Raw genomic sequence first — 24,080 nt, 5'->3', positions numbered from 1 at the left:
CATGTTTCGGCGAGGCATAGTCACGCCTTCGACATGCGGTTGATTCACGTTACGCCTTAGTAAGCACGGTTCCACACTTAACGGGGACATAGCTTTTTTTTCGCTTAGCGGCAGGCCTTGACCTCGGCCGCATCAAAGCTGTCGGCGAGCGCGGCAATCTTGCCGCGGGTGCCCGCATCGATGTCGCGGAACTGGTAGACGAAGTGCGTGGACATGGGGCCGCGCGGTGCGACGCGGGCGTCGCGCACGCCCTGCTTGGTGAGCGTCGCGAGCATCGTTTGCGCCGACGCTTCCGACTTGAAGACACCCAGCGAAATCCCCCACTTGAACGGCGAATCGACCGAGAGGATGAACGAGTTCTCGACGCCCAGAGCGCGCAGTTCGGCCGTCTTGCGCTCGGCCGCTTCCTTGCTGCCTTGCGGCGGCACGTAGACCAGGTAGCTGGTCACGTCCTGTGCCGGCACGCCGCGGCGCGTCTGATGTTCGCCCAGGTTGAGCCGGGCCAGCCGGCGTTCGAAGCGGCGCGACTCGTCAAGGGTAAAGCTGCCCACTTCGGTGCATGCCACCAGTGCCACGGCCGGCCGGGCGGGCCCCGGCGCGGCAGGAGCAGGTTCGGTTGCTGCGGGCGCGGGTTCGGGCGTGCTTGCCGTCTGCGCTTCCTGCGCGCCGGCGGCAAGCTGGGCCTCGCTGGCGGAGAGGAGCTTGAACTTGTCCGCCGCCAGCTGGTTCTTCATGCGCGCGGGCTCGTGTTCGTTACCGTTCACCGTGCCGAGGTAGCCCTGTGCATAGGCGAACAGGATGGCGTTCAGTCCCAGCAGGCTCCAGAAAACGAATTTCAGCACGGGCTCCCCCACATTGGGTTGGCATGCGCGGCCGCGTGCAGGCCGACCAGCACGATATTATCGGCAATCCGGTGGCTAACGGTGAGCGCCGGCGCAATGTATTGCGCCGCGCCGCCCGAGATGATGCAGGCACCGCCGCCATGCGCAGCCATCGCGCGTTCGATTGCGCCCGCCTGCGCCGAAATGCAGCCCGAAACGATTGCATCATTGGTGTTGTCGGCGAATAGCGGCGGGGGGGCGGCGCCCGGGGTGGCCTGTGGCAGCTGCGCGGTGCCGCGCGCGAGCGATCCGGCCATCAGCGCGAGCCCGGGCAGGATCATCCCGCCCACGAACACACCGTCCGCGCTGACCGCGTCGATGGTGGTCGCGGTGCCGCAAGTGGCGACCACCAGCGCCTTGCCCGGTTCGAGGGTGCGCGCCCCGAGCGCGGCGGCAAACCGGTCGCTGCCCAACTGGCCCGGATTGCGGTATGCGTTGCGCAGGCCCGCACGCTCGGCGCTGGATGCGAACCACTCGATGGGCACCTGTGGCAGCACAGCGGACAGTTCGGCGCGCAGTGCGGCACCGCCGACGTTGGAGATGATGGCGGCGGCGATGTCGTGACCGGACCAGAGTGCGGGCAGCCGGTCCAGCTGCGCGTGCGTGACCGCGCCTTGCTCGCGCCATTGGCCGGGCGCCGCGCCGGGTTCGGCGATCGCCCACTTGACCCGCGTATTGCCAGCATCGACCAGCAGCAGCATGCTTACACCTTTACCCGCAGCGATACGTCGCCGGCGACGATCGCCATGCGCCCGGTAGCCGTGTCCAGCAGCAGCCGGCCGGCGTCGTCCACTCCGGCCGCCACGCCTTCGTGCAGCACTTCGCCGCGGTCGAGGATGGTGACGACCTGGCCCTGCCAGCCGTGGCGCAGGTTCCAGCGGGCGGCAAAAGCGGCAAAACCGGCCTGTTCGAATTCGCGCAGGCCGCCGGCCAAGCCGTCGAGCAGCGCCGCCATCAGCTGGTCGCGGTCCATCTGGGCCAGCCACGGGATGGCGGCCACGCTGCGGCCGAGTTGCGCTTCCAGCCCGTCCGGCAGCACCAGGTTCATGCCGATTCCGATCACCGTCCACAAGCCGCCGTCCGGGGCGGTCTGGGTTTCGATCAGGATGCCGGCCAGCTTGTGCCCGTCCTTGAGCAGGTCGTTCGGCCACTTGAGCTGGACCTGCACGCCCAGGCGCGCCAGCGTCTCGGCCAGCGCCACGCCGATGGCGAGCGGCAGCCCGACCAGGCGTTGCGGGCCGCCGCTGAAACGCCAGGCCAGCGAAAAGGTCAGCGAGTTGCCGGGGCTGGACAGCCAGTTGCGGCCGGCGCGGCCGCGGCCGGCGGTCTGGTTTTCGGCGACCAGGAGCAGGGGATGGGCAAGGTGCGGCGCGCGCGCCAGCAGGTCGGCACTGGTCGACCCGGTCTCGGCCACGACCTCGACCGCAACAGCGCAGGTGGAATGTTGGGCGATCGATTGTGCGTTCATGGCGCCGCCTTGCGTGCCTTTTGCGGCGCGCGCGAGAAAACGAAATCGAACAAGGTATTGGGCAGAATGCGCAGCAGCTTGGCCACCACACCCATCTGCCAGGGGATCACGCGGAAGCTGTCGCCGCGCGCGATCGCGCGCATCGCGGCCCGTGCAAAGCGCGGCGCCGGCATCAGGAAGGGCATCGGAAATCGGTTGTTACGTGTCATAGGCGTATCGATGTAACCGGGGGCGATGGTCACCACCCGGATACCGTAGGGTTTCATTTCGAGCCGCAGCGATTCGCAGTAGCTGTGCACCGCGGCCTTGGAAGCGCAGTAGGCGCCGGCGCCGCGCATGCCACGCACGCCCGCCACGCTGCCGATGCCGACCAGCCGGCAACGTCCGTCACCGGTCTTCATCGATTCAATGAACGGCGCGAAGGTGGCGATGGTGGCGCTGACGTTGGTGGCGAACACGGTGTCGAACACTTGCTGGTCTTCCAGCCGCTCGGTCAGGGTGCCTTGCGAAACGCCGGCATTGGCGATCACCACGTCGGCGCCGCCCGTGACAGCGATAAAGTCGCGCGCGGCTGCCGCCAGCGCGGCGTGGTCGAGCACGTCGACCGCGTAGATGCGGTGATTGGCCGCGTTGGGCAGCGAGCCTGCGAGCTGTTCCAGAGCGTCGCGGCGCCGCGCCAGCAGGCCGAGCGTGGCGCCTTGCGCGGCATATTCGCGCGCCAGCGCCGCCCCGATTCCACTCGAGGCGCCGGTGATGAACACGCGGGCGCCGGCGGCGCTCATTTTTTCGCGGCTTTCGCTTTCGCCACCAGGTAGTCCATCACCTTCAGCGCATACTCTTGTTGCTGCGCCTCGGTGCGCGACTCGGCCGCACCCTGATTGGCCTGGGACGGCGAGGTGATGAAGCGGCCGTCGATAGCGACTTGCGGCCAGTAGTCCACGTGATACGCCTCGACCTTGGAGGCGGCCTGGTTCAGCCTTGCCTGCAGGCCGAACGAGCGGTAGGCGTCGATGAAGCGGGCGCGGTCGATTCCGGCGCTGGCGGCCCAGTCGAACACCTGCTCGTCGCTCGCGAGCCGCTGGCGTTTTTCATGCATCGCCGCGAACACCTTGCCGTGGTACTGATCAAGCAGGCCCAGCGCCTCGAGCGTGTAGAACAGCCGCTGTTGCGGCAGCACGTTCGGACCGGCCGGTACGTGCACGCGCCGGAACACGATGTTCTCGCCCTGTTTCTTCACCCAGTTCGACAGCAGCGGTTCGAACGCGTAGCAGTGCGGGCAGTAGTAGGCGAAGAATTCGATGACTTCGACCTTGTTGCCGGCATCGGTATTGCGGGCCTGCGGCAGGACCAGGTACTGCACGCCTTCCTTCGGTTCATCGGGCGCGGCGGTTGCAAGTCCAGTCAGGCCGAAGAGGGCGGTGGTGCACAGCAGGCGGCGAACCTTGTCCATGGTGTTTTCCTTATCGCTGGTTGCGTACGATGGCCACGTCGATGCCGCTGTCGATCAGCTTGGCGCGTGCCTTGTTCATCGATTCGACCTGGTTGTAGGGGCCGATGCGCACCCGGTGCAGCACGCCGCTGTCGCTGCTGCGGTCGGTGATCGATGCCTCGAAGCCGAGCAGGGCCAGCTTGGCGCGGGTCGCCTCGGCGTCGGCCATTTCGCGGAACGCGCCGGCCTGCAGGTAGTAGATGTAGCCATCGCCGCCGGTTTGCGGCGCCGTCGCTGGCGCGGCGGCGTTGGCCGGGGCGGCTGCCGGGGAGACTGTCGGCGCAGGATGCCTGACCTCGCCCGGCTCCTTCATGGCGGCGATTGCCGCGCCGAGCGGATCGGCGTCGTTCGTTGCCGGGGCGGCGGGCGCCGCGGCGGGGGCCGTGCGCTGGTTCGCCTTCTCGGTCAGCTCGCGGTTCGCTTCGCGCGCGGCGTCGCGGTTGACGTACATCGGCTTGTTCGGGTCGACCGCCTGGCCCGGCTCGGGATCGGCCGGGCGGCCGGTCTTGATCGCCTTGTCCGTGAAGGGCGATGCCCCCTTGGTGATCGCCAGCGCGACCGCCACCGCAATGGCGAGCCCGACGATCAGGCCGATGATGATGCCAGTCAGGGTATTGCCGCGCTGGCGCTGGATGGAGACGGAACGGACGTTGGCGGTCATTGGCGCTTTCTGGACAGGTCGTTTGGACTGTTTACATCTTGTTGGGGGCGGACACGCCGATCAGCGCCAGGCCGTTGCGCAGCACCTGGCGCGTCGCGGCCGCAAGGGCGAGCCGCGCCAGCTTGAGCGCTTCGTCCTCGACCAGCCATTTGTGCGCGAAGTAGTAGCTGTGTAGCTCGCCGGCCAGCTCGCGCAGGTAGAACGCGACCTGGTGCGGGCCGAGCTCGGCCAGCGCGCGCTGGAGCATCTCGGGATAGGCCGACAGCTTGGCCAGCAGGCTCGCCTCCTGTGGGGCGGCGAGCGGCGACAGGTCCACGTCCGCCAGCAGCGCTTCGTCCCCGCCCCAGTTGGCCAGGGCCGAGCAGATGCGGGCGTGCGCGTACTGCACGTAGTAGACGGGGTTCTCGTCGCTGGTTTCCAGCGCGACGTCCACGTCGAACACGAATTCGGTGTCGGCCTTGCGTGAGATGAGGAAGAAGCGCACCGCGTCGCGGCCGCGCGTGATGTCGCCGTTGCCCGACCATTCGATCAGGTCGCGCACCGTCACGTACGAACCGGCGCGCTTGCTGATCTTGACCTCTTCGCCGTTCTTCATCACGGTGACCATCTTGTGCAGCACGTAGTCCGGGTAGCCCTGCGGGATGCCGATGCCCACCGCCTGCAGGCCGGCGCGCACGCGGGCGATGGTGCCGTGGTGGTCGCTGCCCTGGATGTTGATCGCCTGGGTGAAGCCGCGGCGGAATTTTTCAATGTGGTAGGCCACGTCCGGCACGAAGTAGGTGTAGGTGCCGTCGGACTTGCGCATCACGCGGTCCTTGTCGTCGCCGTATTCGGTGGTCTTGAGCCACAGCGCGTCGTCCTGTTCGTAGGTCTTGCCGGCGTCGGTCAGCGCCTGTACGGCTGCCGCGACCTTGCCGTCGCTGTACAGTGAGGACTCGAGGTAGTAGTTGTCGAACTTGACGCCGAACGCCTGCAGGTCGATGTCCTGCTCGTTGCGCAGGTAGGTGACCGCGAAGCGGCGGATCGATTCGAGGTCGTTGGTGTCGCCGCTGGCGGTGGCCGGCTGGCCGTCGCTGGCCGATACCGTCTTCTTGGCCATGAAGTCGTCGGCGATGTCCTGGATGTAGTCGCCGTTGTAGGCCGACTCCGGCCATTCGAGGTCGCCCGGCTTGAAGCCGCGCGCGCGCGCCTGCACCGAGTTGGCCAGCGTGAGGATCTGCACCCCGGCGTCGTTGTAGTAGAACTCGCGGGTGACCTGGTGGCCCTGCGACTGGAACAGGCTCGACATCGCGTCGCCCAGCGCGGCCTGGCGGCCATGGCCGACGTGCAGCGGGCCGGTCGGGTTGGCCGAGACGAATTCGATGATTACATGCTTGCCGGCGCCGTCCGTGCTCTTGCCATACTCTTCACCCTGCTGGAGGATGGTGCGCACCACCGACTGCTTGGCACTGGCGGCCACGCGCAGGTTGATGAAGCCCGGGCCCGCCACTTCGGCGGACTCGACCAGGCCCTGGGCGGCCGGATCGGCCAGCAGCGCGGCGACCAGGCGGGTGGCCAGTTCGCGCGGGTTGGCCTTGAGCGGCTTGGCCAGCTGCATGGCGATGTTGCAGGCGATGTCGCCGTGCGCCGGGTCGCGCGGGCGCTCCAGGACGACATTGGGAGACAGGTCGCTGCCGGCGACGATCGGGGCCAGGGCGGCCTTGAACAGGGCAACGATGTCTTGTTTTTGTTGGGCGAGCATGGGCGGTGATCGATAAAGTCAAACAGTGCCCATTATACTGGTTTGTCGCAATGCGCAATACCGCAACCGGCCTGCACAACAGGCCGGGTTTAAGCCTCGCCCAAGGCTTAGCCGTTACAATGGGCGTCTTTACCATTGATCGACCTGCCATGACCCAGAAGCGCCAGACGCTCACCTTGAAACCCAAGCCCAGGGCCGCCCAGGCCGCAACCGGCCGCAGGCCTGCCCCTGCCGCCCGGCCGGCCGCGCAGCAGGAGGCGCCGCGCCTGCGCCAGAGCTACGAGGTCAAGCCGCACCTGCAGCAGGATTACCGCCCGGCGCTGGCCCCGGATTCGCTGGCGCTGGCGCTGCTGGGCGCGGCCAATGCGGTGGCCAGGGTGCGCGCGGGCGTAAACCTGCCGCAGGCGCTGGCCGAGGTGTTCAATGCTTATCAGGCAACGCCGCAGGCGCGCGGCGCGATCCAGGACATCGCCTACCGCACCATGCGCAAGCTGGGACGCTCCGAAGTGCTGCTGGGGCTGATGACCGCCAAGGCGCCGGAGCCGCCGATGCTCTCAAGCCTGCTGGCCGCGGCGCTGGTGCTGCTGGACGTGCCGGAAGGGGAGGTGGCGTCCTACGAAGCATTCACCGTGGTCGACCAGGCCGTCACGGCGGCCGCCGCCCACCCCGATTTCGCGCATGCCAAGGCGATGGTGAACGCGGTACTGCGCCGCTTCCTGCGCGAGCGCCAGGCGCTGCTGGCCGAGGCGCTCAGGCAGCCGCTGGCGCAGTGGAACTACCCCGAGTGGTGGATCGACGCCACGCGCGCCGCTTACCCGGACCAGTGGCAGGCGATCCTCGCCGCCGGCAACGAGCATCCGCCATTGACGCTGCGCGTGAACCGCCGCAAGACCAGCATCGAGGACTACCTGGCCCGGCTGGCGCAAGCCGGCATGCAGGCCGACGTGATCGGCCCCTCGGCACTGCGCCTGTCGCAGGCGGTCAACGTGGCCCACATCCCGGGCTTCGCCGAGGGCCTGGTGTCGGTGCAGGACGCCGGCGCCCAGCTGGCCGCGCCGCTGCTGGACCTGGCGGACGGCATGCGCGTGCTGGACGCCTGCGCGGCCCCTGGCGGCAAGAGCGGGCATATACTGGAGCTGGCGGACGTGGACCTGACCGCGGTCGACTGCGATCCCAAGCGCCTGGCGCGGGTCGGCGAGAACCTGCAGCGGCTCGGCCTGCCGGCGACCCTGGTCGCGGGGCAGGCCCAGGACCGCGACTGGTGGGATGGCCGTCAATACGATCGTATCCTGGCCGACGTGCCGTGCACGGCGTCGGGGATCGTGCGCCGCCACCCGGACATCCGCTGGCTGCGCCGCAGGAGCGATACCCACCAACTTGCAACACTTTCGTTCAAAATACTCGACAATCTTTGGCAGATGCTGCGGCCCGATGGTAAATTGCTGTTCGTGACATGTTCCCTCTGGCCGCAGGAATCGGAGGCGCAGGCCGCCGCTTTCGCAGTGCGCCACAACGCCATCCGTCTTGACGCCCCGGGCCAGCTGCTGCCCACCATAGGCGCCAGCCGGGATCACGACGGTTTGTTCTACGCGCTGTTCCAAAAGAGCGCGGCGTAGCCGGCCAACGACGACAGCTCAATGAACAAGGCAGCGGCCCACCTGTGACCTTACGATTTTTTCGCCTCCTCGCCTGCCAGCTGCTGCTGGCCCTCGCATGCGCCCAGGCGCAGGCGGCCGATACGATCGAAATCACGCGCTCCGGCATCGAGGCAAGCGACGAAGGTTACAGGCTGAACGCAGAATATTCGTTCGAGCTCAATCACGGACTGATCGATGCCATCCAGCGCGGCGTTCGGCTATACTTCACGACCGAAATCGAACTGACCCGCCCGCGCTGGTGGTGGCGCGACGACAAGGCGGTGTCCACGCGCCAGACCGTGAACATCGTCTACGACATGCTCACCCGCCAGTACCACGTGTCGGTGCCGGGCAGCGTGAAGCAGAGTTTTTCCACGCTCGACGAAGCGCTGTTCACCATCCGCCGCCCCAGCCGCTGGCTGATCGCGCCCAAGGGGGCGCTCAAGCCCGGGGAAACCTACAATGTCAGCCTGCGCATGTTCATGGACCGCGATTACCTGCAAAAACCGCTTCAGGTGAATGCCCTTAACAATTCCGACTGGCGGCTCGCTTCGAACAAGAAGACTTTCACCTACAAGGCGGAATAGAGGTGAAGAACCAGGCGTTGCGTTACGCACTGGTGGTCGGCGGCGCGGTCGTCTCGATCCTGCTGTTCCTGCTCGCCTCCGCCAATGACAATTCCGGCTTTCTCGAACGCTACTATTACTGGCTGCTGGGGCTGATTTCCGCGACCGCGGGCCTGCTCCTGATCATGGTGGTCGGGGTGCTGGCGCGCCTGTACTCGCGCTACAAGGCCGGCAAGTTCGGCTCGCGCCTGATGGCGCGGCTGATGCTGCTGTTTGCCGGCATCGGCATCCTGCCCGGGCTGGTCATCTTCATGGTGTCGGTGCAGTTCGTCTCGCACTCGATCGATTCGTGGTTCGACGTGAAGATCGATGCCGCGCTCGAATCGGGCATGAACCTGGGCCATGCGGCGCTTGACGAGGTGCTCTCGGAGCTGAGCGCCACCGCCGCCACCACCGCCGCGACCCTGGCCGGACAGAGAGACCCCGACGCCCAGGCTATCCTGCGCCGGGTGGTGCGCGAAACCAGCGGCATGCAAAGCGCGATGCTGTTAAGTCCCGAAGGCCAGATGCTGGCGGCCGCGTCCGACGACCATAACGCCAACCTGACCGCGGACCTGCCCACGCCGCAGATGATGAAGCAGGCGAACATGCCGGGCGGGTACGCGCACCCGGAAGGCGGGATCGAGGGCGACCTGGACGACCCGCAGGCGGGGGGCTCGCCGAACGCGCTCGACGCTGCCACCGGGCTGCGCCTGCGGGTGGTGCTGGCGGTGCCGGAGCCGCCCGGCGCCGAACCGCGCTACGTGCAGCTGCTGCAGTCGGTGCCGGTCAACCTGGCATCGAACGCCGAGGTGCTGCGCACCGCCTACAGCGAATACCAGGCGCGCTTCGTCGCCCGTCTGGGCCTGAAAAAGATGTACCTGATGACGCTGACCCTGACGCTGCTGCTGGCGATCCTCGGCGCGATCGCGTTCGCCTTCCTCATCTCCAGCAACCTGGCTGAACCGCTGCTGGTGCTGGCCGAGGGCACGCGCGCGGTGGCCGAGGGCGACCTGTCGCCGCGCCCGATCGTCGAGACCAACGACGAGCTGGGCACGCTCACGCAGTCGTTCAACACGATGACCGGCCAGCTGTTTGAGGCGCGCTCGGCGGTCGAGCGCAACCGCGCCGCGCTGCAAAGCGCCAAGGCGCACCTGGAGTCGGTGCTGTCGAACATGTCGGCCGGGGTGCTGGTGCTGGACGCGGACGGCATGGTGGTCAACTCGAACGACGCCGCGCACCGCATCCTGCAGGTCGAAGTCGGGGCGCTGGCCGGCCACGCGCTGGACGAGATCGAGGGCCTGGAGACCTTTGCCGGCGCCACCGCGCGCGCCTATTCCGCGCTGTCGGCCCAGGCCGCGGCCGGGGGGCGGGTGCGCAACCACTGGCAGCAGCAGATCGAGATTCCGCGCCGCGCCGGCTCGCTCGAGGAGCACGACATCACCCTGCTGGCGCGCGGTTCGCGCCTGCCGGTGGGCGCCGGCAGCGGCTTCATCGTGGTGTTCGACGACATCTCGGACGTGATCGCGGCCCAGCGTTCGGTGGCCTGGGGCGAGGTGGCGCGGCGCCTGGCGCACGAGATCAAGAACCCGCTCACGCCGATCCAGCTGTCGGCCGAGCGCTTGCAGATGAAGCTGGCGGAGCGGCTGGCCCCTGGCGACGCCCACATGCTCGACCGGGCCACCTCGACCATCGTCAGCCAGGTGTCGGCGATGAAGCGCATGGTCGACGACTTCCGCGACTACGCCAAGGCGCCGCCGGCGGTGCTCGAACCGCTGGACCTGAACGCTCTGATCGACGAGATCCTGCGCCTGTACCTGGCCGGTGATGATACCGACATTATTCATCCTGCATTGGCGAGCGGCCTGCCGCGCGTGATGGGCGATGCGACCCAGTTGCGCCAGGTGATCCACAACCTGCTGCAAAACGCCCAGGACGCGATGGTCGACCGCGGGCCGGACGCGCCGCCGCCGCGCATCGACGTGGCCACCGAGACGATCCACTACCAGGGCGCGGACGGTTCGGCCGGCACCGCGGTGCGGCTGGCGATCGTCGACAACGGCCCCGGTTTCGCGCCCAAGATCCTGGCGCGCGCGTTCGAGCCGTACGTGACCTCGAAGGCGCGCGGCACCGGCCTGGGCCTGCCGATGGTCAAGAAGATCATTGATGAGCACGGGGGCCGCATCGATGTCCAGAACCGGGCCGATGGAACAGGCGCGTCGGTATTCATTTTGCTGTTAAAGTTAGCGCCTGAAGCGAACTTGGCCGAAGCGTAAATCGCGCATAGAATTGCGGCTGTGAACGGGTGAGATCAGATCTGGAAGGCACACATGGCGAACATACTCGTAGTTGATGATGAAATGGGCATCCGCGAGCTGCTCTCGGAAATCCTGGGCGACGAAGGCCATGCCATTACGGTGGCCGAAAATGCCCAGCAGGCGCGCGAGGCGCGCGCGCAGGGCGCGCCGGACCTGGTGCTGCTCGACATCTGGATGCCCGATACCGACGGCGTCACGCTGCTCAAGGAATGGCAGCGCGACGGGCTGCTGACGATGCCCGTGATCATGATGTCAGGCCATGCGACGATCGACACCGCGGTCGAGGCGACCCGCATCGGCGCCCTGAACTTCCTCGAAAAGCCGATCGCGCTGCAAAAGCTGCTCAAGGCCGTGCAGCAGGGCCTGACGCGGGCGCAGGAGGTGGCGCGCGCCCCGGCGCTGGCGGTCCGCCCGCAGATCGTGGCGCCGGTCGAGGAAACCGTGAGCGCCGCGCCGATGTTCGCCGCGCAGATGCCCAGCGCGCCGATCGCCGCACGCCTGCCCGGCACCGCGCTGGCCACCGGCGGCGACGGCCATGGCTACACGCTGTCGTTCGACCTGCCGCTGCGCGAGGCGCGCGACGCCTTCGAGCGCATGTATTTCGAGCACCACCTGGGCCGCGAAGGCGGCAGCATGACCCGCGTCGCCGAAAAGACGGGCCTGGAGCGCACCCACCTGTATCGCAAGCTCAAGCAGCTCGGCGTGGAGCCGGGCAAGCTGGCCAAGAAAGGGGGCTGATGGCGTCCCACCCCGGCTCCAGCCAGCCGGCGCGGCCGGTCGTCACCCTGGTAACCGGCGCCACGGCGCGTGCGCGCGAACAGGCCATTGCCGCCCAGCTGCACCAAGATGGTGCAACGGCTGTCATCCTCGAGGGCCTGGCCGACCCCGGCTCGATTCTCGTTCCATCCGCTACTCTTCTGATATCCCGCATTGCGCCCGGTTGCCTGTGCTGCACCGGAAATCTGGTTTTGCGTGTAACATTAAATCGCATCCTGCGCCAGCCGCCTGCACGAATCTTCATCGGCGTGGCAAGCAGCGAGCACCTTGATCAGTTGCGATCGTGGCTCCAACTTGCGCCATACGATCAGCTGCTGGAGCTGGCCCCGCCGCACACTTGAAATCGGTTGGGGCAGCCCCACCTCATTAGTGAAGTGAAAAGCCTGCCTCCCGCCGCCTACGGCAGGTTTGCTCAATCTGATCGAGTGAAGGAGTCATCATGAACATGATCTACAACAGCGAGCAGTACAGCGTCGTCGAGTTCGGCGCCGACCGCAACCTGGAAGCACTGCGCTTCGGCGGCTACGAAATCGTCGACAAGGCCGGCCGGCGCGAAGCCTTTATCGGCGGCAAACTGGCGCAAACCTTCCGGCGCGACGTCAACAACCTGATCGCCAGCGAACCGACCATGGAGGAGATTGATGATTTCCTGGGCTCCTACGATACCCTGATGAGCCAGCCTGTCGTCCTCCACTAGGCCAGGAGGGAAACCCGGCACACGAGGAGTGGCGGCATGGTAAGCTTTATTCCATGTGCCAGCTCCTCGGAATGAACTGTAATGTCCCCACGGACATTGTCTTCTCCTTCACCGGTTTCGCCCATCGGGGCGGCCGCACCGACACCCACCACGACGGCTGGGGCATCGCGTTTTTCGAAGGGCGCGGCGTGCGCCATTTCGTCGACCACCAGGGCGCCAGCGCCTCGCCGATCGCCGAACTGATCAAGCACTACCCGATCAAGTCCACCAACGTCATCGCCCACATCCGCAAGGCGACCCAGGGCCAGGTTGCGCTTGAGAATTGCCATCCGTTCGTGCGCGAGCTGTGGGGGCGCTACTGGGTGTTCGCCCACAATGGCGACCTCAAAGATTTTTTTCCTGACCTCAACGGGGCCTTCCATCCCGTCGGTAATACCGACAGCGAGCGCGCGTTCTGCTTCCTGATGCAGGAATTGCGTGCGCGCTTCGGGGACCAGGCGCCCGACTTGCCCGCCTTGCGCGTCGTACTGATTGAGCTGGTGCATCAGATCGCCAGCTACGGCACCTTCAACATGATGCTCTCGGACGGCACCGCCTTGTTCGCCCACTGTTCGACCAAGCTTTGCTACGTGGTGCGCCAATACCCGTTTCCCACCGCCTGCCTGTCCGACGAAGACCTGTCGGTCGACTTTTCGGAGGTGACCACGCCCAACGACCGGGTCGCGGTCATCGTCACCGAGCCGCTGACGACCAATGAACGCTGGACCGATTTCCAGCCGGGCGAGCTGAAGGTGTTTATCGACGGCATGCCGGTGCCGGCCTGATCAAAACTTGCCATTTTGACCCCAAAATGGGGCCAGAATGGACACTTGCGCCTTGGAATGGGGTAAAGTACCCCCGGTTGATCAGTTGATGGGATTGCAATGAACGATACCGCCAGCAGCGAGCAGGCTACCAGACCCTTGCGGGTGCGCGATTTCTTCCTCGGGCGCCAGCCTGTGCTCGACCGTAATCAGGCACTGTTCGGCTATGAATTGCTGTTTCGAACGTCAGCGCAGGGACCGGCGGAGATCGAAAGCAACCTGTCCGCCACCGCAAGCGTGATTGCCCATGCTGCCCAGTTCGGGCTGACCCGCGCGATCGGCGACGCCACCTGTTTCCTCAACGTCGACGCCGACGTGTTGATGAGCGACATCTTCGCCTTTCTCCCACGTGAACGCACGGTGCTGGAACTGCTTCCCTCAGTCGAGCCGACCGAGGCGCTGCTGTGGCGCCTGGCCGAGCTTTCACGCCACGGTTACCGGTTCGCCGCGCAAGGGGCGGACAATGCCCAGTTCCAGCGCTTGCTGCCGCTGGTGTCGTTCATCAAGATGGACCTGCGCAGCTTGCCGGTCGTGGCGCTGCTCGGGCTCGTGCCCAAGGTGCGTGAAGCCGGCAAAAAACTGATCGCGGAAAAGGTCGAAACGCCGCAGGAATACAAGAGCTGCATGGACCTTGGTTTCGATTACTTCCAGGGGTATTATTTTGCCAAGCCGTCGGTGCTGGGCGGCCGCAAGCTCTCGCCATCCCAGGCGGCGCTGATCGAGCTGATGCACATGATCACGTCCGATGCCGACAACGCCGCGATCGAGCGTGCGATCAAGAAAGACGTGACGCTGGCGGTCAATCTGCTGCGACTGGTAAATACGCCGGCGGCCGGCGCCGGGCGCCGCATCGAATCGATCAGCCAGGCCCTGATCCTCCTCGGCCGGCGCCAGCTGCAGCGCTGGCTGCAGATCATGCTGTATGCCGAGCCGGGCACGCGCGGGCACAACATGAACCCGCTGCTGCTGCTGGCCAGCACGCGCGCGCGCCTGATCGAGCTCCTGGCCCAGCGCCTGCGCCCGGCACAGCGGCAGGTGGCCGACATCGCGTTCACGGTCGGCATCATGTCGCTGATGGACACGCTGTTCTGCATTCCGATGGCCGACATCGTCGAGCAGATTCCCTGCGTGGACGAAGTCTCGTGCGCGCTGCTGGGGCGCGACGGCTTCTTCGGCGAACTGCTGAAGCTGGCCGAAGCGATCGAGCGCATGGAAGAGGGCGAGGACCTGGTCACGCCGGCGCTGCGCGAACTGTCGATACGCGGCGACGACCTGGCCGAACTGGAACTGACCGCGTTCGAGTGGGGCGACAGCGTGGTGCGCTACGCGATTTGACAGCGGCGCGCCGGCAAAGCGGCGCGGCTCCGCTGCATAACCACGTCGCCCTCGCGAAGGCGGGGGCGCATACTGAGCCGGTCTCGCACGCGGCCTATGGGTTCCCGCCTCCGCGGGAACGACGGAGCAAGCGGTGGCCCTATCGTGCGCATAAGTTTGCTAATATTCAACTTTCTGTGCCGGGGATGTCGACATGCAAGCTGTTTTGCTCAGCGTTTCCAATCTTTCCAAGTCATACGACGCGCGCCGCGCCGTTGACGGTGTTTCGTTCCAGGTCCTGTCCGGCCAGACGGTCGGCCTGATCGGACCGAACGGCGCCGGCAAGTCGACCACGGTCGGCATGCTGTGCGGCCTGCTGCGGCCCGATGCGGGTGAGGTGCTGCTCGCCGGCGAACCCGTGATGCCGGGAACCTGCGATGCCAAGCGCCGGATCGGCCTGGTGCCGCAGGACCTGGCGCTGTACGAGGACCTCCCGGCACGCGAGAACCTGCGCCTGTTCGGCGCGCTGTACGGGCTCGCCAAGGAGACCCTGAACCGGCGCTGCGACGAAGTGCTCGCCCTGGTGAACTTGGCGGACCGCGCCAAGGACAAGCCGGCCACTTTCTCCGGCGGGATGAAGCGGCGCCTGAACATCGCTAGCGCGCTGATGCACGACCCCGACCTGCTGATCCTCGACGAGCCGACCGTCGGCGTCGACCCGCAAAGCCGCAATGCGATCTTCGACACCCTGGAACAGCTCAAGGCGCGCGGCCGTTCCCTGATCTACACCAGCCACTACATGGAAGAAGTCGAGCGGCTGGCCGACCACATCGTCATCATCGACCACGGCAAGGTGCTGGCTGACGAAAGCCCGGACGCGCTGCGCCGGCGGCTGCCGGCACAGGCGGCGCTGCGGGTCGAGCTCGAAGCGGCAGCAAGTGAGGCGCTGCTTGCCGGCCTGCGGGCAGAGCCGGGCGTGAGCACCGTGCATGCGAACGGCGCCGCGCTCGATATCGGCCTGGCGCAGGCCACCGATGCGCTGCCGGTCATGGCCTGGCTGGAGCGGGCCGGCTGCCGCGCGCTGCACTTTTCCACCGTGCGCACCAGCCTCGAAGACCTCTTCCTCAACCTGACCGGGCGCACCCTGCGTGACTGACATGACCGCACTTATCGCATTGATCCGCAAGGATCTGATCCTTTATCTGCACGATCGCCGCGCGCTGCTGGTCAACCTGGTGATGCCGATCGTGATTGCCGCCTTCTTCGGCTCGGTCTTCGGCGGCTCCGGCAGCAAGGGCAGCGCGATCGAGGTCGCGCTGGTGCTGCAGGACCAAAGCCCGTTGGGCGCCAAGATCGCCGACGGCCTGAAGGCCGACGCCAACCTGCACGTCACCGTGCTGGACTTGGAGCAGGCCAAAAAGGAAGTACGCAAGGGCGCCCAGAAAGTGGCGATCGTGGTCCCTGCGGGGTTTGGCGACGCCGCCGGCGCCGCCTTTTTCGGCCACTCGGATAAGCCCGAGATCAGCCTGCTGTATGACCCGTCGCAGCCGGCGGTGCTGGGCATGGTGAAGGGCATGCTGACCCAGCAGGTGATGCAGGTGGTCAGCGCCGAAATGTTCAACGGACAGGCGGGGCACGACTTCACCGAGCGCAGCCTGCGCCAGCTTGAGCAGGCTGCGCAGACCGACCCGGACAGCGCGGTCACGCGCGACATGCTCAAGAGCGTGTTGGCGTTCCAGACCCGGGCGACGCAGGGCGCGCAGGATGCAGGCAAGCCGCAGAAAGCCGGGTTGTCCATGCCGTTTTCCACGCGCGAGCAGCAGGTGTCCGCCTCGTCGGCGATGCAGGGTTACAACGGCTATGCGCATTCGTTTGCGGGCATGGGCGTGCAGTTCATCCTGTTCATGGGTGTCGACATGGGCATCGGCATTTTGCTGGCGCGCCGGAGCGGCGTGTGGAACCGGCTGCTGGCCGCGCCGGTTGGCATGTCGACCGTAGTGCTGGGGCGCGTGGCCTCGGCCACGATCATCGCGTTTGGGCTGATGTGCGTGATCTTCGTTGCCGCGCACCTGATATTCGGAGTGCAAGTGCCCAACATAGCCGGCTTTGTCGGCGTGGCGTTCGCGTTTGCGCTGCTGACGGCATGCTTCGGGATGCTGATCGCGGCGTTCGGCAAGACGCCCGAGGCGGCGCGCGGTATCTCGATCTTCGCGACATTGATGATGGTGATGTTGGGCGGGGCGTGGATTCCATCGTTCCTGTTCCCGCACTGGGTGCAGCAGGTGGCTCTGGTGGTGCCGGTGCGCTGGGCGGTGGACGGGCTGGACGCGGTGACGTGGCGCGGGCTGGATCTTGCGGCGGTGATGCCGGCAATCGGCGTGCAGCTCGCGTTTGCGCTCGTGTTCGGGGCGCTGGCGCTGTGGAAGTTCAGGCGCGAGCAGGACTGAGGAAGTGTGAGTTTCGTAACGTGAATCGCCAGCGTACGAACGAATGCACGTCGTCCCCGCGCAGGCGGGGACCCATAGGCAGCGTGAAATGACGCTCAGCATGGGTTCCCGCCTGCGCGGGAACGACGTGCTATCTTTCGTACGCTGGTAATTCACGTTACGCCCACAGTTAACGGTGACGGCGGCTTCTTGAACCGCCGGCATGCATATGCTTTTCCGCTGTTCTTTCCTTGACGAATATTCTATGCTTCGCGCTAGCAATTTTCTCAAGGAGATCAACGTGTCAAGACAGCCCCTTTCCCGGCTCATCCACGTAGCGATGCTGGCGCTCTGCGCGCCGGCCATGGCCGCGTCGGGCACGCCTGCAGCCAATGCCCATGACGTGCTGCCATTCAAGGCCACCGAAAAGACCCTGCCCAACGGCTTGAAGGTCATCGTCGTGCCGACCGGCTTTCCGAACCTGGTGTCGGTCCAGATTCCGGTGCAGACCGGCTCGCGCAACGAGGTCGAGCCTGGCAAGTCGGGCTTTGCCCACTTCTTCGAGCACATGATGTTCCGGGGCACCAAGGACTACCCGCCCGAAAAATACCAGGCGATCATCACCAAGGCCGGCGCGCGCCAGAACGCCTACACCAGCGACGACCTGACCAACTACTACACCACCTTCGCCAAGCAGGACCTGGAGACGGTGCTCAAGGTCGAGGCCGACCGCTTCCAGCACCTGTCCTATCCGGTGGAAGCGTTCAAGACCGAGTCGCGCGCCGTGCTCGGCGAATACAACAAGAACAGCGCCAACCCGATGCAAAAGCTGTTCGAAGTGCAGCGCGAGGCGGCGTTCTCGACCCACACCTACAAGCACACGACGATGGGCTTCCTCAAGGACATCGAGGACATGCCCAACCAGTACGAATACTCGAAGCAGTTCTTCGACCGCTGGTACAAGCCCGAACGCGTCACCGTGATCATCGCCGGTGACGTGGAGCCGGCCAAGGCCATCGCCCTGGTCGAAAAGTACTGGGGCGGCTGGCGCCGCGGCACCGCGCAGGTGCCGGTGCCCGCTAGCGAACCGGCGGCCAAGGGCGCGCAGTACCGTCACGTACAGTGGCAGACCCCGACCCTGCCGCTGGTGACGGTCGCGTTCCGCCAGCCGGCGTTCTCTGATACGCAGAAGGACCAGGCGGCCCTGTCGATGCTGCTGTCGCTGTCGTTCGGCCGCACCTCGCCGCTGTACAAGCGCCTGGTGCAGGACGAGCAGAAGGTCGACCAGCTGTTTGATTTCACGCCCGGTCGCGTCGACCCGTCGCTGGCGACCATCGGCGCGCGGGTGAAGAAGCCGGCCGATGCGCTGTACGTGCGTGATGCGATCCTCAAGACGATCGCCCAGTTGCGCAACCAGCCGGTCGACGCCCAGAACCTGGCCCACGCCAAGTCGGCGGAGAAGTATTCCCTGATCCGCTCGCTCGACAACACCGAGCAGATCGCCTCGACGCTCGCTTCGTACGTCCACTACCAGCGCTCGTACGGCACGCTGAACCGCTATTTCCGCGTGGTCGACAGCCTGACTCCGGCCGACCTGCAGGCCGCCGCGCGCAAATACCTGGTCGACGACGCGATGATCGTGACCACCCTGTCGCACGACGCGCTCGATCCGCTACTTAGCAAGCTGCCCAAGCTCGCCGACCTCGATTCTCCGCCGGCCGCTCCGAAGTTCGACGTGCTGGTGCAGAAGACCAGCCTGCCGCAGGTCCGCTTCAAGCTGCTGTTCCAGGCCGGTTCGGCGCACGACCCGCAGGGCAAGGAAGGCCTGGCGGCCCTGTCCGCCGCGATGATCGCCGCGAGCGGCTCGACGGAGCGTCGCATCGACGAAGTGACCCGCGCGCTGTTCCCGCTGGCCGGCAGCTTCAGCGTGCAGACCGACAAGGAGATGACCACCTTCACCGGCACCATCCACAAGGACAACTGGAAGCAGTTCATGGACATCGCGCTGCCGCTGCTGCTTTCGCCGGGCCTGCGCGAAGACGACTTCCGCCGCCTGAAGGACACGCAGCGCAACGCCCTGCAGCTCGACCTGAAGGACAACAACGAGGAAGAGTTCGGCAAGGAGCGCCTGCAGGCCAATGTCTATGCAGGCACCGGCTACGGCCACCCGGTGCTGGGCACTTCCAAGGGCATCGACGCCATCACCCTGGACGACGTGAAGGCATTCCAGCAGAAGGCCTACACCCAAGGCGCGCTGCACGTGGGGATTGCGGGCGACGTGTCGGACGAGATGGTCGCCCAGCTCAAGGACGCGCTGGCGCGGCTGCCGGCCGGCCCGGGCCTGCCGGCCACCGCTGTCCCACAGGGGCACAAGCCGAACGGGCTCGAGGTGGAGATCATCGAGAAGAACACGCGCGCAACCGCCATTTCGTTCGGCCTGCCGCTGGAAGTGACGCGCTCGCATCCTGACTTCCCCGCGCTGTGGCTGGCCAAGACCTGGCTGGGCGAGCACCGCGCGTCCAGCTCGCACCTGTACCAGCGCATCCGCGAACTGCGTGGCATGAACTACGGCGACTACGCCTACATCGAAGCGTTCCCGCGCGGGATGTTCCAGTTCTTCCCGAACCCGAACCTGGGCCGCAAGGCGCAGCTGTTCGAGGTGTGGATTCGTCCGGTGGCGCCGCAAAACGGACACTTCGCACTGCGCACGGCGCTGTTCGAGCTCGGCAAGCTGGTCGACAACGGGCTGTCGAAGGAAGACTTCGAAGCCACCCGCGACTACCTGATGAAGAACGTGTTCGTGATGACCGCGACCCAGGACCAGCGCCTGGGCTACGCGCTGGACTCGAAGTGGTATGGCACGCCGGAGTTTACGCAGATGATGCGCGACGGCCTGGCGAAGCTGACCGTGGCCGATGTCAACGCGGCGATCAAGAAGCACCTGTCGGCGAAGAACCTGTCCGTGGTGATCATCACCAAGGATGCCGCGGGGCTGAAGGAGAAGCTGGTGACCGACGCGTTCTCGCCGATCACGTATGACGCGGCCAAGCCGCAGGAAGTGCTGGACGAGGACCGCGCGATCGGGGCCATGAAGCTGGATATTCGTCCGGAGGCGGTGCGTATCACGCCGGCTGCGCAGGCGTTTGAGCAGTGATGAAAGGCCGCAGGGCGAAAGTCCTGCGGTTGTACGGCTGATCGCGTTCGGACGCGGACGCCAACTCTGATCAACCGTACCGCGTGCGCACAGGTGCGCACCCTACGACGAACGCGTCCCGTAGGGTGCGCACCCCGTGCGCACGCGGATGAAGCGGACCTATAACGCGAAACGCTGCAGCGCCCGCAGTGTTCGCACCTCTTACGACAGGTTCGGCGCCAGATGCCGCGCCATCTCTTCCTTGTCGATCCCGCGCCGGCGCGCCATATCCTCCAGCTGATCCTCGCCGATCTTCCCGACCACGAAGTACTTCGATTTCGGATGCGCGAAATAGAAGCCCGACACAGCCGCCCCCGGATACATGGCGAACGACTCGGTCAGCTGCATCCCAATCTCTTCCGCCTGCAGCGTCTTGAACAACTCCGCCTTGACGGTATGGTCCGGGCACGCCGGATACCCTGGCGCAGGCCGGATGCCGCGGTACTCTTCCGCGATCATCTGTTCATTTGACAGGCGCTCGTCCGCCGCATAGCCCCACAGATCGGTGCGCACGCGCTCGTGCAGGTACTCGGCGAACGCCTCGGCCAGGCGGTCGGCCAGGGCCTTGAGCATGATCGACGAGTAGTCGTCGTTGGCCTGTTCAAAGCGCTGCTCGTGCTTTTCGATCCCCAGCCCCGCGGTCACCGCGAACATGCCGATGTAATCCTGCATGCCCGATTCCTTGGGCGCGACGAAGTCGGACAGGCACTGGTTCGGCCGCTGCACGCCGTCCACCACTGGCTTCACGCCCTGCTGGCGCAGGCCGTGCCAGGTGAACGCGACTTCGCTGCGCGATTCGTCGGTATAGATTTCGATGTCGTCGTCGTTGACGCTGTTAGCCGGCAGCAGCGCGATCGCGCCGTTGGCGGTCAGCCAGCGGCCTTCGATGATCTTTTTGAGCAGATCCTGGCCTTCTTCGAACACCTTGGAGGCCGCTTCGCCGACCACCGGATCGGTCAGGATCGCCGGGAAAGGGCCGGCCAGGTCCCAGGTCTGGAAGAACGGTCCCCAGTCGATGTAGCACGCGAGCGTGGCCAGGTCGACATTCTTGAACACGCGGCGGCCGATGAACTTGGGCTTGGCGGGCTGGTAGTCCAGCATCGCCTTGTTGGCGCGCGCCTGCGACAGCGTGACCATCGGCAGCGCCTTCTTGTTCGCATGCTGCTCGCGGATGCGGGCGTAGTCCGCCGCGATCTCGGCAAGGTACGCGTCGCGCGTCTCGGGCGTGAGCAGGGACTGCGCGACCGATACCGAGCGCGAGGCGTCCGGCACATATACCACCGGGCCATCGTAGTGCGGCGCGATCTTGACGGCCGTGTGCGCGCGGCTGGTGGTGGCGCCGCCGATCAGGAGCGGGATCTGGCGCTCGCGGAACCACGGGTCGCGCTGCATTTCGCGCGCCACGTGCGCCATCTCTTCGAGCGAGGGCGTGATCAGGCCCGACAGGCCGACGATGTCCGCGTTTTCCGCCTTGGCCTTGGCCAGGATGTCGGAGCAGGGGACCATGACGCCCATGTTCACGACTTCGAAGTTATTACATTGCAGGACCACCGAGACGATGTTCTTGCCGATGTCGTGCACATCGCCCTTGACCGTGGCGACCACGATCTTGCCCTTCGAGCGGGCGATCACGCCGGTGCGGCGCTCCTGTTCGGCCTTTTCTTCTTCGATGAACGGTATCAGGTGCGCCACCGCCTGCTTCATCACGCGTGCCGACTTGACCACCTGCGGCAGGAACATCTTGCCCTGACCGAACAGGTCGCCGACGATGTCCATGCCGGCCATGAGCGGGCCTTCGATCACCTGGATCGGGCGTCCGCCGGCGGCAGCGATCTTCTGGCGTGCTTCTTCGGTGTCCTCGACGATCCATTGCGTAATGCCGTGCACCAGCGCGTGCGCCAGGCGCTTTTCGACCGGCGCGTCGCGCCATTCGAGGTTCTGGGCTTCCTGCTTGCCGCCGCCCTTGAGCGTGGCAGCGAATTCGATCATGCGTTCGGTCGCATCAGCGCGGCGGTTCAGCACCACGTCTTCGACCCGCTCGCGCAGTTCCGCCGGCAGGTCGTCGTACACGCCGATCATGCCGGCGTTGACAATACCCATCGTCATGCCTGCCTTGATCGCGTGGTACAGGAACACGGTGTGGATCGCCTCGCGCGCCGGGTCGTTGCCGCGGAAGCTGAACGAGACGTTCGACACCCCGCCCGACACCTTTGCGTGCGGCAGGTTCGCGCGGATCCAGCGCGTGGCGTTGATGAAGTCGACCGCGTAGTTGTTGTGTTCTTCGATGCCGGTGGCAATCGCGAAGATGTTCGGGTCGAAGATGATGTCCTCGGGCGGGAAGCCGACTTTTTCGACGAGTGTGTCGTAAGCGCGCTTGCAGATTTCGGTCTTGCGCTCGAAGGTGTCGGCCTGGCCCTGTTCGTCGAAGGCCATCACGATCACGGCGGCGCCGTAGCGCCGGCAAAGTGTCGCCTGGCGCAGGAATTCCTGTTCGCCTTCCTTGAGGGAGATCGAGTTGACGATCGCCTTGCCCTGCACGCACTTCAGGCCCGCCTCGATCACCGACCACTTGGAAGAGTCGATCATGATCGGCACGCGCGAGATGTCGGGCTCGGAGGCGATCAGGTTCAAGAAGCGCGTCATGGCCGCGGCGGAGTCGAGCATCGCCTCGTCCATGTTGATGTCGATGACCTGCGCGCCGTTCTCGACCTGCTGGCGCGCGACCGACAGCGCCTCGTCGAACTGCTCGTTCAGGATCATGCGTGCGAACGCCTTGGAGCCGGTGACGTTGGTGCGCTCGCCAACGTTCACGAACAGCGAAGCGTCGTCGATGGTGAACGGCTCCAGGCCCGACAGGCGCAGCGCGACCGGCACTTCCGGCACCGGGCGCGGGGCGACGCCCTCCAGCAGTTCGCTAATGGCCTTGATGTGATCCGGCGTGGTGCCGCAGCAGCCGCCGGCGATGTTGACGAAGCCGGCGTCGGCGAATTCGCGCAGCAGGGCAGAGGTATCGGCCGGCAGCTCGTCAAAGCCGGTGTCGCTCATCGGGTTGGGCAGGCCGGCGTTGGGGTAGATGCAGACAAAGGTGTCGGCGATTTGCGACAGCTCTTCGGCGTACGGGCGCATCAGGGCCGCGCCCAGCGCGCAGTTCAGGCCGATGGTGAGCGGTTTGGCGTGGCGCACCGAGTTCCAGAACGCGGCCACGGTCTGGCCCGACAGCACGCGGCCGGAAGCGTCGGTGACGGTCCCGGAGATCATGATCGGCAGGCGGGCGGTAGCCGGGTGTTCGTCGAAGTACTGGTCGATCGCGAACAGGGCGGCCTTGCAGTTGAGCGTGTCGAAGATGGTTTCGACCAGCAGCACGTCCACGCCGCCGTCGACCAGGCCGCGCACCTGTTCGTGGTAGCTGGCCACCAGCTGGTCGAAGGTGACGTTGCGCGCGGCCGGATCGTTCACGTCCGGCGAGATCGAAGCGGTTTTGGGCGTCGGGCCGAGCGCGCCGGCGACGAAGCGCGGCTTGTCGGCGCTGGTGTACTTGGCGACCGCGGCGCGCGCCAGTTTGGCGGCCTGCACGTTCATCTCGTAGACCAGGTGCGCCATGTGGTAGTCGTCCTGGGCGATCGAGGTTGCGCCGAAGGTGTTGGTCTCGATGATGTCGGCGCCGGCGGCCAGATAGCGCTCGTGGATTTCCTGGATCACCTGCGGCTGGGTGAGCGTGAGCAGCTCGTTGTTCCCCTTGACGAACAGTTCGCGCGCACCGCTGCCTTCTGGCGCGGCGAAGTCGGCAAAGCGCCCGCCCGGGCCGCCCCGGTAGGCCAGTTCGTCCAGCTTGTACTGCTGGATGATGGTGCCCATCGCCCCATCGAGGATCATGATGCGGCGCGACAGTATTTGGCGCAGCTTGGCTTCAGTCGGGGAGCGGGTGGCGGTGGGGGAAGTCATGGTCTTCTTTCAGGAGGCTTGGATTGCCGGGAAAAAAAGTTTTGGCGGGTCTCGGATTATACCGTTAT

General features: G+C 66.0%; 19 protein-coding genes. 11 read left to right on the top strand and 8 right to left on the bottom strand.

From position 1 onward, the window contains the following. Positions 1 to 104: 104 nt before the first annotated feature. From E4O92_RS17790 to argS, 7 genes are read right to left on the bottom strand one after another with little or no spacing between them, the layout of a single operon-like run. Entirely contained in the window at positions 105 to 842 is a 738-nt protein-coding gene (locus tag E4O92_RS17790; protein WP_135190995.1) for an SPOR domain-containing protein, read from the bottom strand. Continuing rightward, positions 836 to 1,582: a type III pantothenate kinase gene (locus tag E4O92_RS17785; protein ID WP_135190994.1), complete on the bottom strand. Its 747-nt coding sequence runs from the start codon at positions 1,580 to 1,582 to the stop codon at positions 836 to 838. The genes E4O92_RS17790 and E4O92_RS17785 overlap by 7 nt, the downstream gene beginning before the upstream one ends. Positions 1,583 to 1,584: 2 nt before the next feature. Beyond that, the gene (locus tag E4O92_RS17780) at positions 1,585 to 2,349 is read right to left on the bottom strand and encodes a biotin--[acetyl-CoA-carboxylase] ligase (RefSeq protein ID WP_135190993.1); all 765 of its coding nucleotides are present in this window, start codon (positions 2,347 to 2,349) and stop codon (positions 1,585 to 1,587) included. Then, complete coding sequence (locus E4O92_RS17775) at positions 2,346 to 3,131, bottom strand: SDR family oxidoreductase (protein WP_135190992.1); 786 nt, start codon at positions 3,129 to 3,131, stop codon at positions 2,346 to 2,348. The genes E4O92_RS17780 and E4O92_RS17775 overlap by 4 nt, the downstream gene beginning before the upstream one ends. Next, a complete protein-coding gene (locus E4O92_RS17770) occupies positions 3,128 to 3,799 on the bottom strand; it encodes a thiol:disulfide interchange protein DsbA/DsbL (protein WP_135190991.1) in 672 nt (223 codons plus the stop codon). Before E4O92_RS17770 ends, E4O92_RS17775 begins: the two co-directional genes overlap by 4 nt. A gap of 10 nt (positions 3,800 to 3,809) precedes the next feature. Next, positions 3,810 to 4,499, bottom strand: a complete 690-nt coding sequence (locus E4O92_RS17765; protein WP_135190990.1) for an SPOR domain-containing protein — start codon at positions 4,497 to 4,499, stop codon at positions 3,810 to 3,812. Positions 4,500 to 4,530: 31 nt separating this feature from the next. After that, positions 4,531 to 6,240, bottom strand: coding sequence for an arginine--tRNA ligase (gene argS / locus E4O92_RS17760; RefSeq protein WP_135190989.1), 1,710 nt, complete (start codon positions 6,238 to 6,240; stop codon positions 4,531 to 4,533). 149 nt (positions 6,241 to 6,389) lie between these two features. Here argS and rsmB point away from each other — a divergent pair, with 149 nt between their 5' ends. From rsmB to E4O92_RS17705, 11 genes are all read left to right on the top strand, one after another. Continuing rightward, positions 6,390 to 7,856, top strand: a complete 1,467-nt coding sequence (gene rsmB / locus E4O92_RS17755; protein WP_135190988.1) for a 16S rRNA (cytosine(967)-C(5))-methyltransferase RsmB — start codon at positions 6,390 to 6,392, stop codon at positions 7,854 to 7,856. 44 nt (positions 7,857 to 7,900) lie between these two features. Continuing rightward, positions 7,901 to 8,464: a DUF4390 domain-containing protein gene (locus tag E4O92_RS17750; RefSeq protein ID WP_135190987.1), complete on the top strand. Its 564-nt coding sequence runs from the start codon at positions 7,901 to 7,903 to the stop codon at positions 8,462 to 8,464. A gap of 2 nt (positions 8,465 to 8,466) precedes the next feature. Beyond that, on the top strand, positions 8,467 to 10,758 hold the full coding sequence (locus E4O92_RS17745; protein WP_229483479.1) for a sensor histidine kinase: 2,292 nt from the start codon (positions 8,467 to 8,469) through the stop codon (positions 10,756 to 10,758). A 54-nt stretch (positions 10,759 to 10,812) separates the two neighbouring features. Next, entirely contained in the window at positions 10,813 to 11,538 is a 726-nt protein-coding gene (locus E4O92_RS17740) for a response regulator (RefSeq protein ID WP_135190986.1), read from the top strand. After that, positions 11,538 to 11,918 carry a GTPase gene (locus tag E4O92_RS17735; protein ID WP_135190985.1) on the top strand — a complete coding sequence of 127 codons (381 nt, stop codon included), beginning with the start codon at positions 11,538 to 11,540 and terminating at the stop codon, positions 11,916 to 11,918. The genes E4O92_RS17740 and E4O92_RS17735 overlap by 1 nt, the downstream gene beginning before the upstream one ends. Positions 11,919 to 12,016: 98 nt before the next feature. Continuing rightward, complete coding sequence (locus E4O92_RS17730; RefSeq protein ID WP_135190984.1) at positions 12,017 to 12,274, top strand: BTH_I0359 family protein; 258 nt, start codon at positions 12,017 to 12,019, stop codon at positions 12,272 to 12,274. Between the two features lie 53 nt (positions 12,275 to 12,327). Continuing rightward, positions 12,328 to 13,098, top strand: coding sequence for a class II glutamine amidotransferase (locus tag E4O92_RS17725; protein ID WP_135190983.1), 771 nt, complete (start codon positions 12,328 to 12,330; stop codon positions 13,096 to 13,098). Between the two features lie 99 nt (positions 13,099 to 13,197). After that, positions 13,198 to 14,472 (top strand): EAL and HDOD domain-containing protein, encoded by a 1,275-nt coding sequence (locus tag E4O92_RS17720; protein ID WP_135190982.1) that lies wholly within the window; start codon positions 13,198 to 13,200, stop codon positions 14,470 to 14,472. 193 nt (positions 14,473 to 14,665) lie between these two features. Continuing rightward, a complete protein-coding gene (locus E4O92_RS17715; RefSeq protein WP_135190981.1) occupies positions 14,666 to 15,607 on the top strand; it encodes an ABC transporter ATP-binding protein in 942 nt (313 codons plus the stop codon). A 1-nt stretch (position 15,608) separates the two neighbouring features. Continuing rightward, entirely contained in the window at positions 15,609 to 16,898 is a 1,290-nt protein-coding gene (locus tag E4O92_RS17710; RefSeq protein WP_135190980.1) for an ABC transporter permease, read from the top strand. A gap of 280 nt (positions 16,899 to 17,178) precedes the next feature. Next, on the top strand, positions 17,179 to 20,031 hold the full coding sequence (locus E4O92_RS17705; protein WP_229483476.1) for a M16 family metallopeptidase: 2,853 nt from the start codon (positions 17,179 to 17,181) through the stop codon (positions 20,029 to 20,031). A gap of 201 nt (positions 20,032 to 20,232) precedes the next feature. Here E4O92_RS17705 and metH read toward each other — a convergent pair whose 3' ends face one another. Then, positions 20,233 to 24,012 carry a methionine synthase gene (gene metH, locus E4O92_RS17700; protein WP_135190978.1) on the bottom strand — a complete coding sequence of 1,260 codons (3,780 nt, stop codon included), beginning with the start codon at positions 24,010 to 24,012 and terminating at the stop codon, positions 20,233 to 20,235. Positions 24,013 to 24,080: the final 68 nt, after the last annotated feature.

The organism is Massilia horti, from assembly GCF_004614195.1.
Classification (GTDB): Bacteria; Pseudomonadota; Gammaproteobacteria; order Burkholderiales; family Burkholderiaceae_D; genus Telluria; species Telluria horti.
This window is presented reverse-complemented; position numbering and strand designations above follow the sequence as displayed.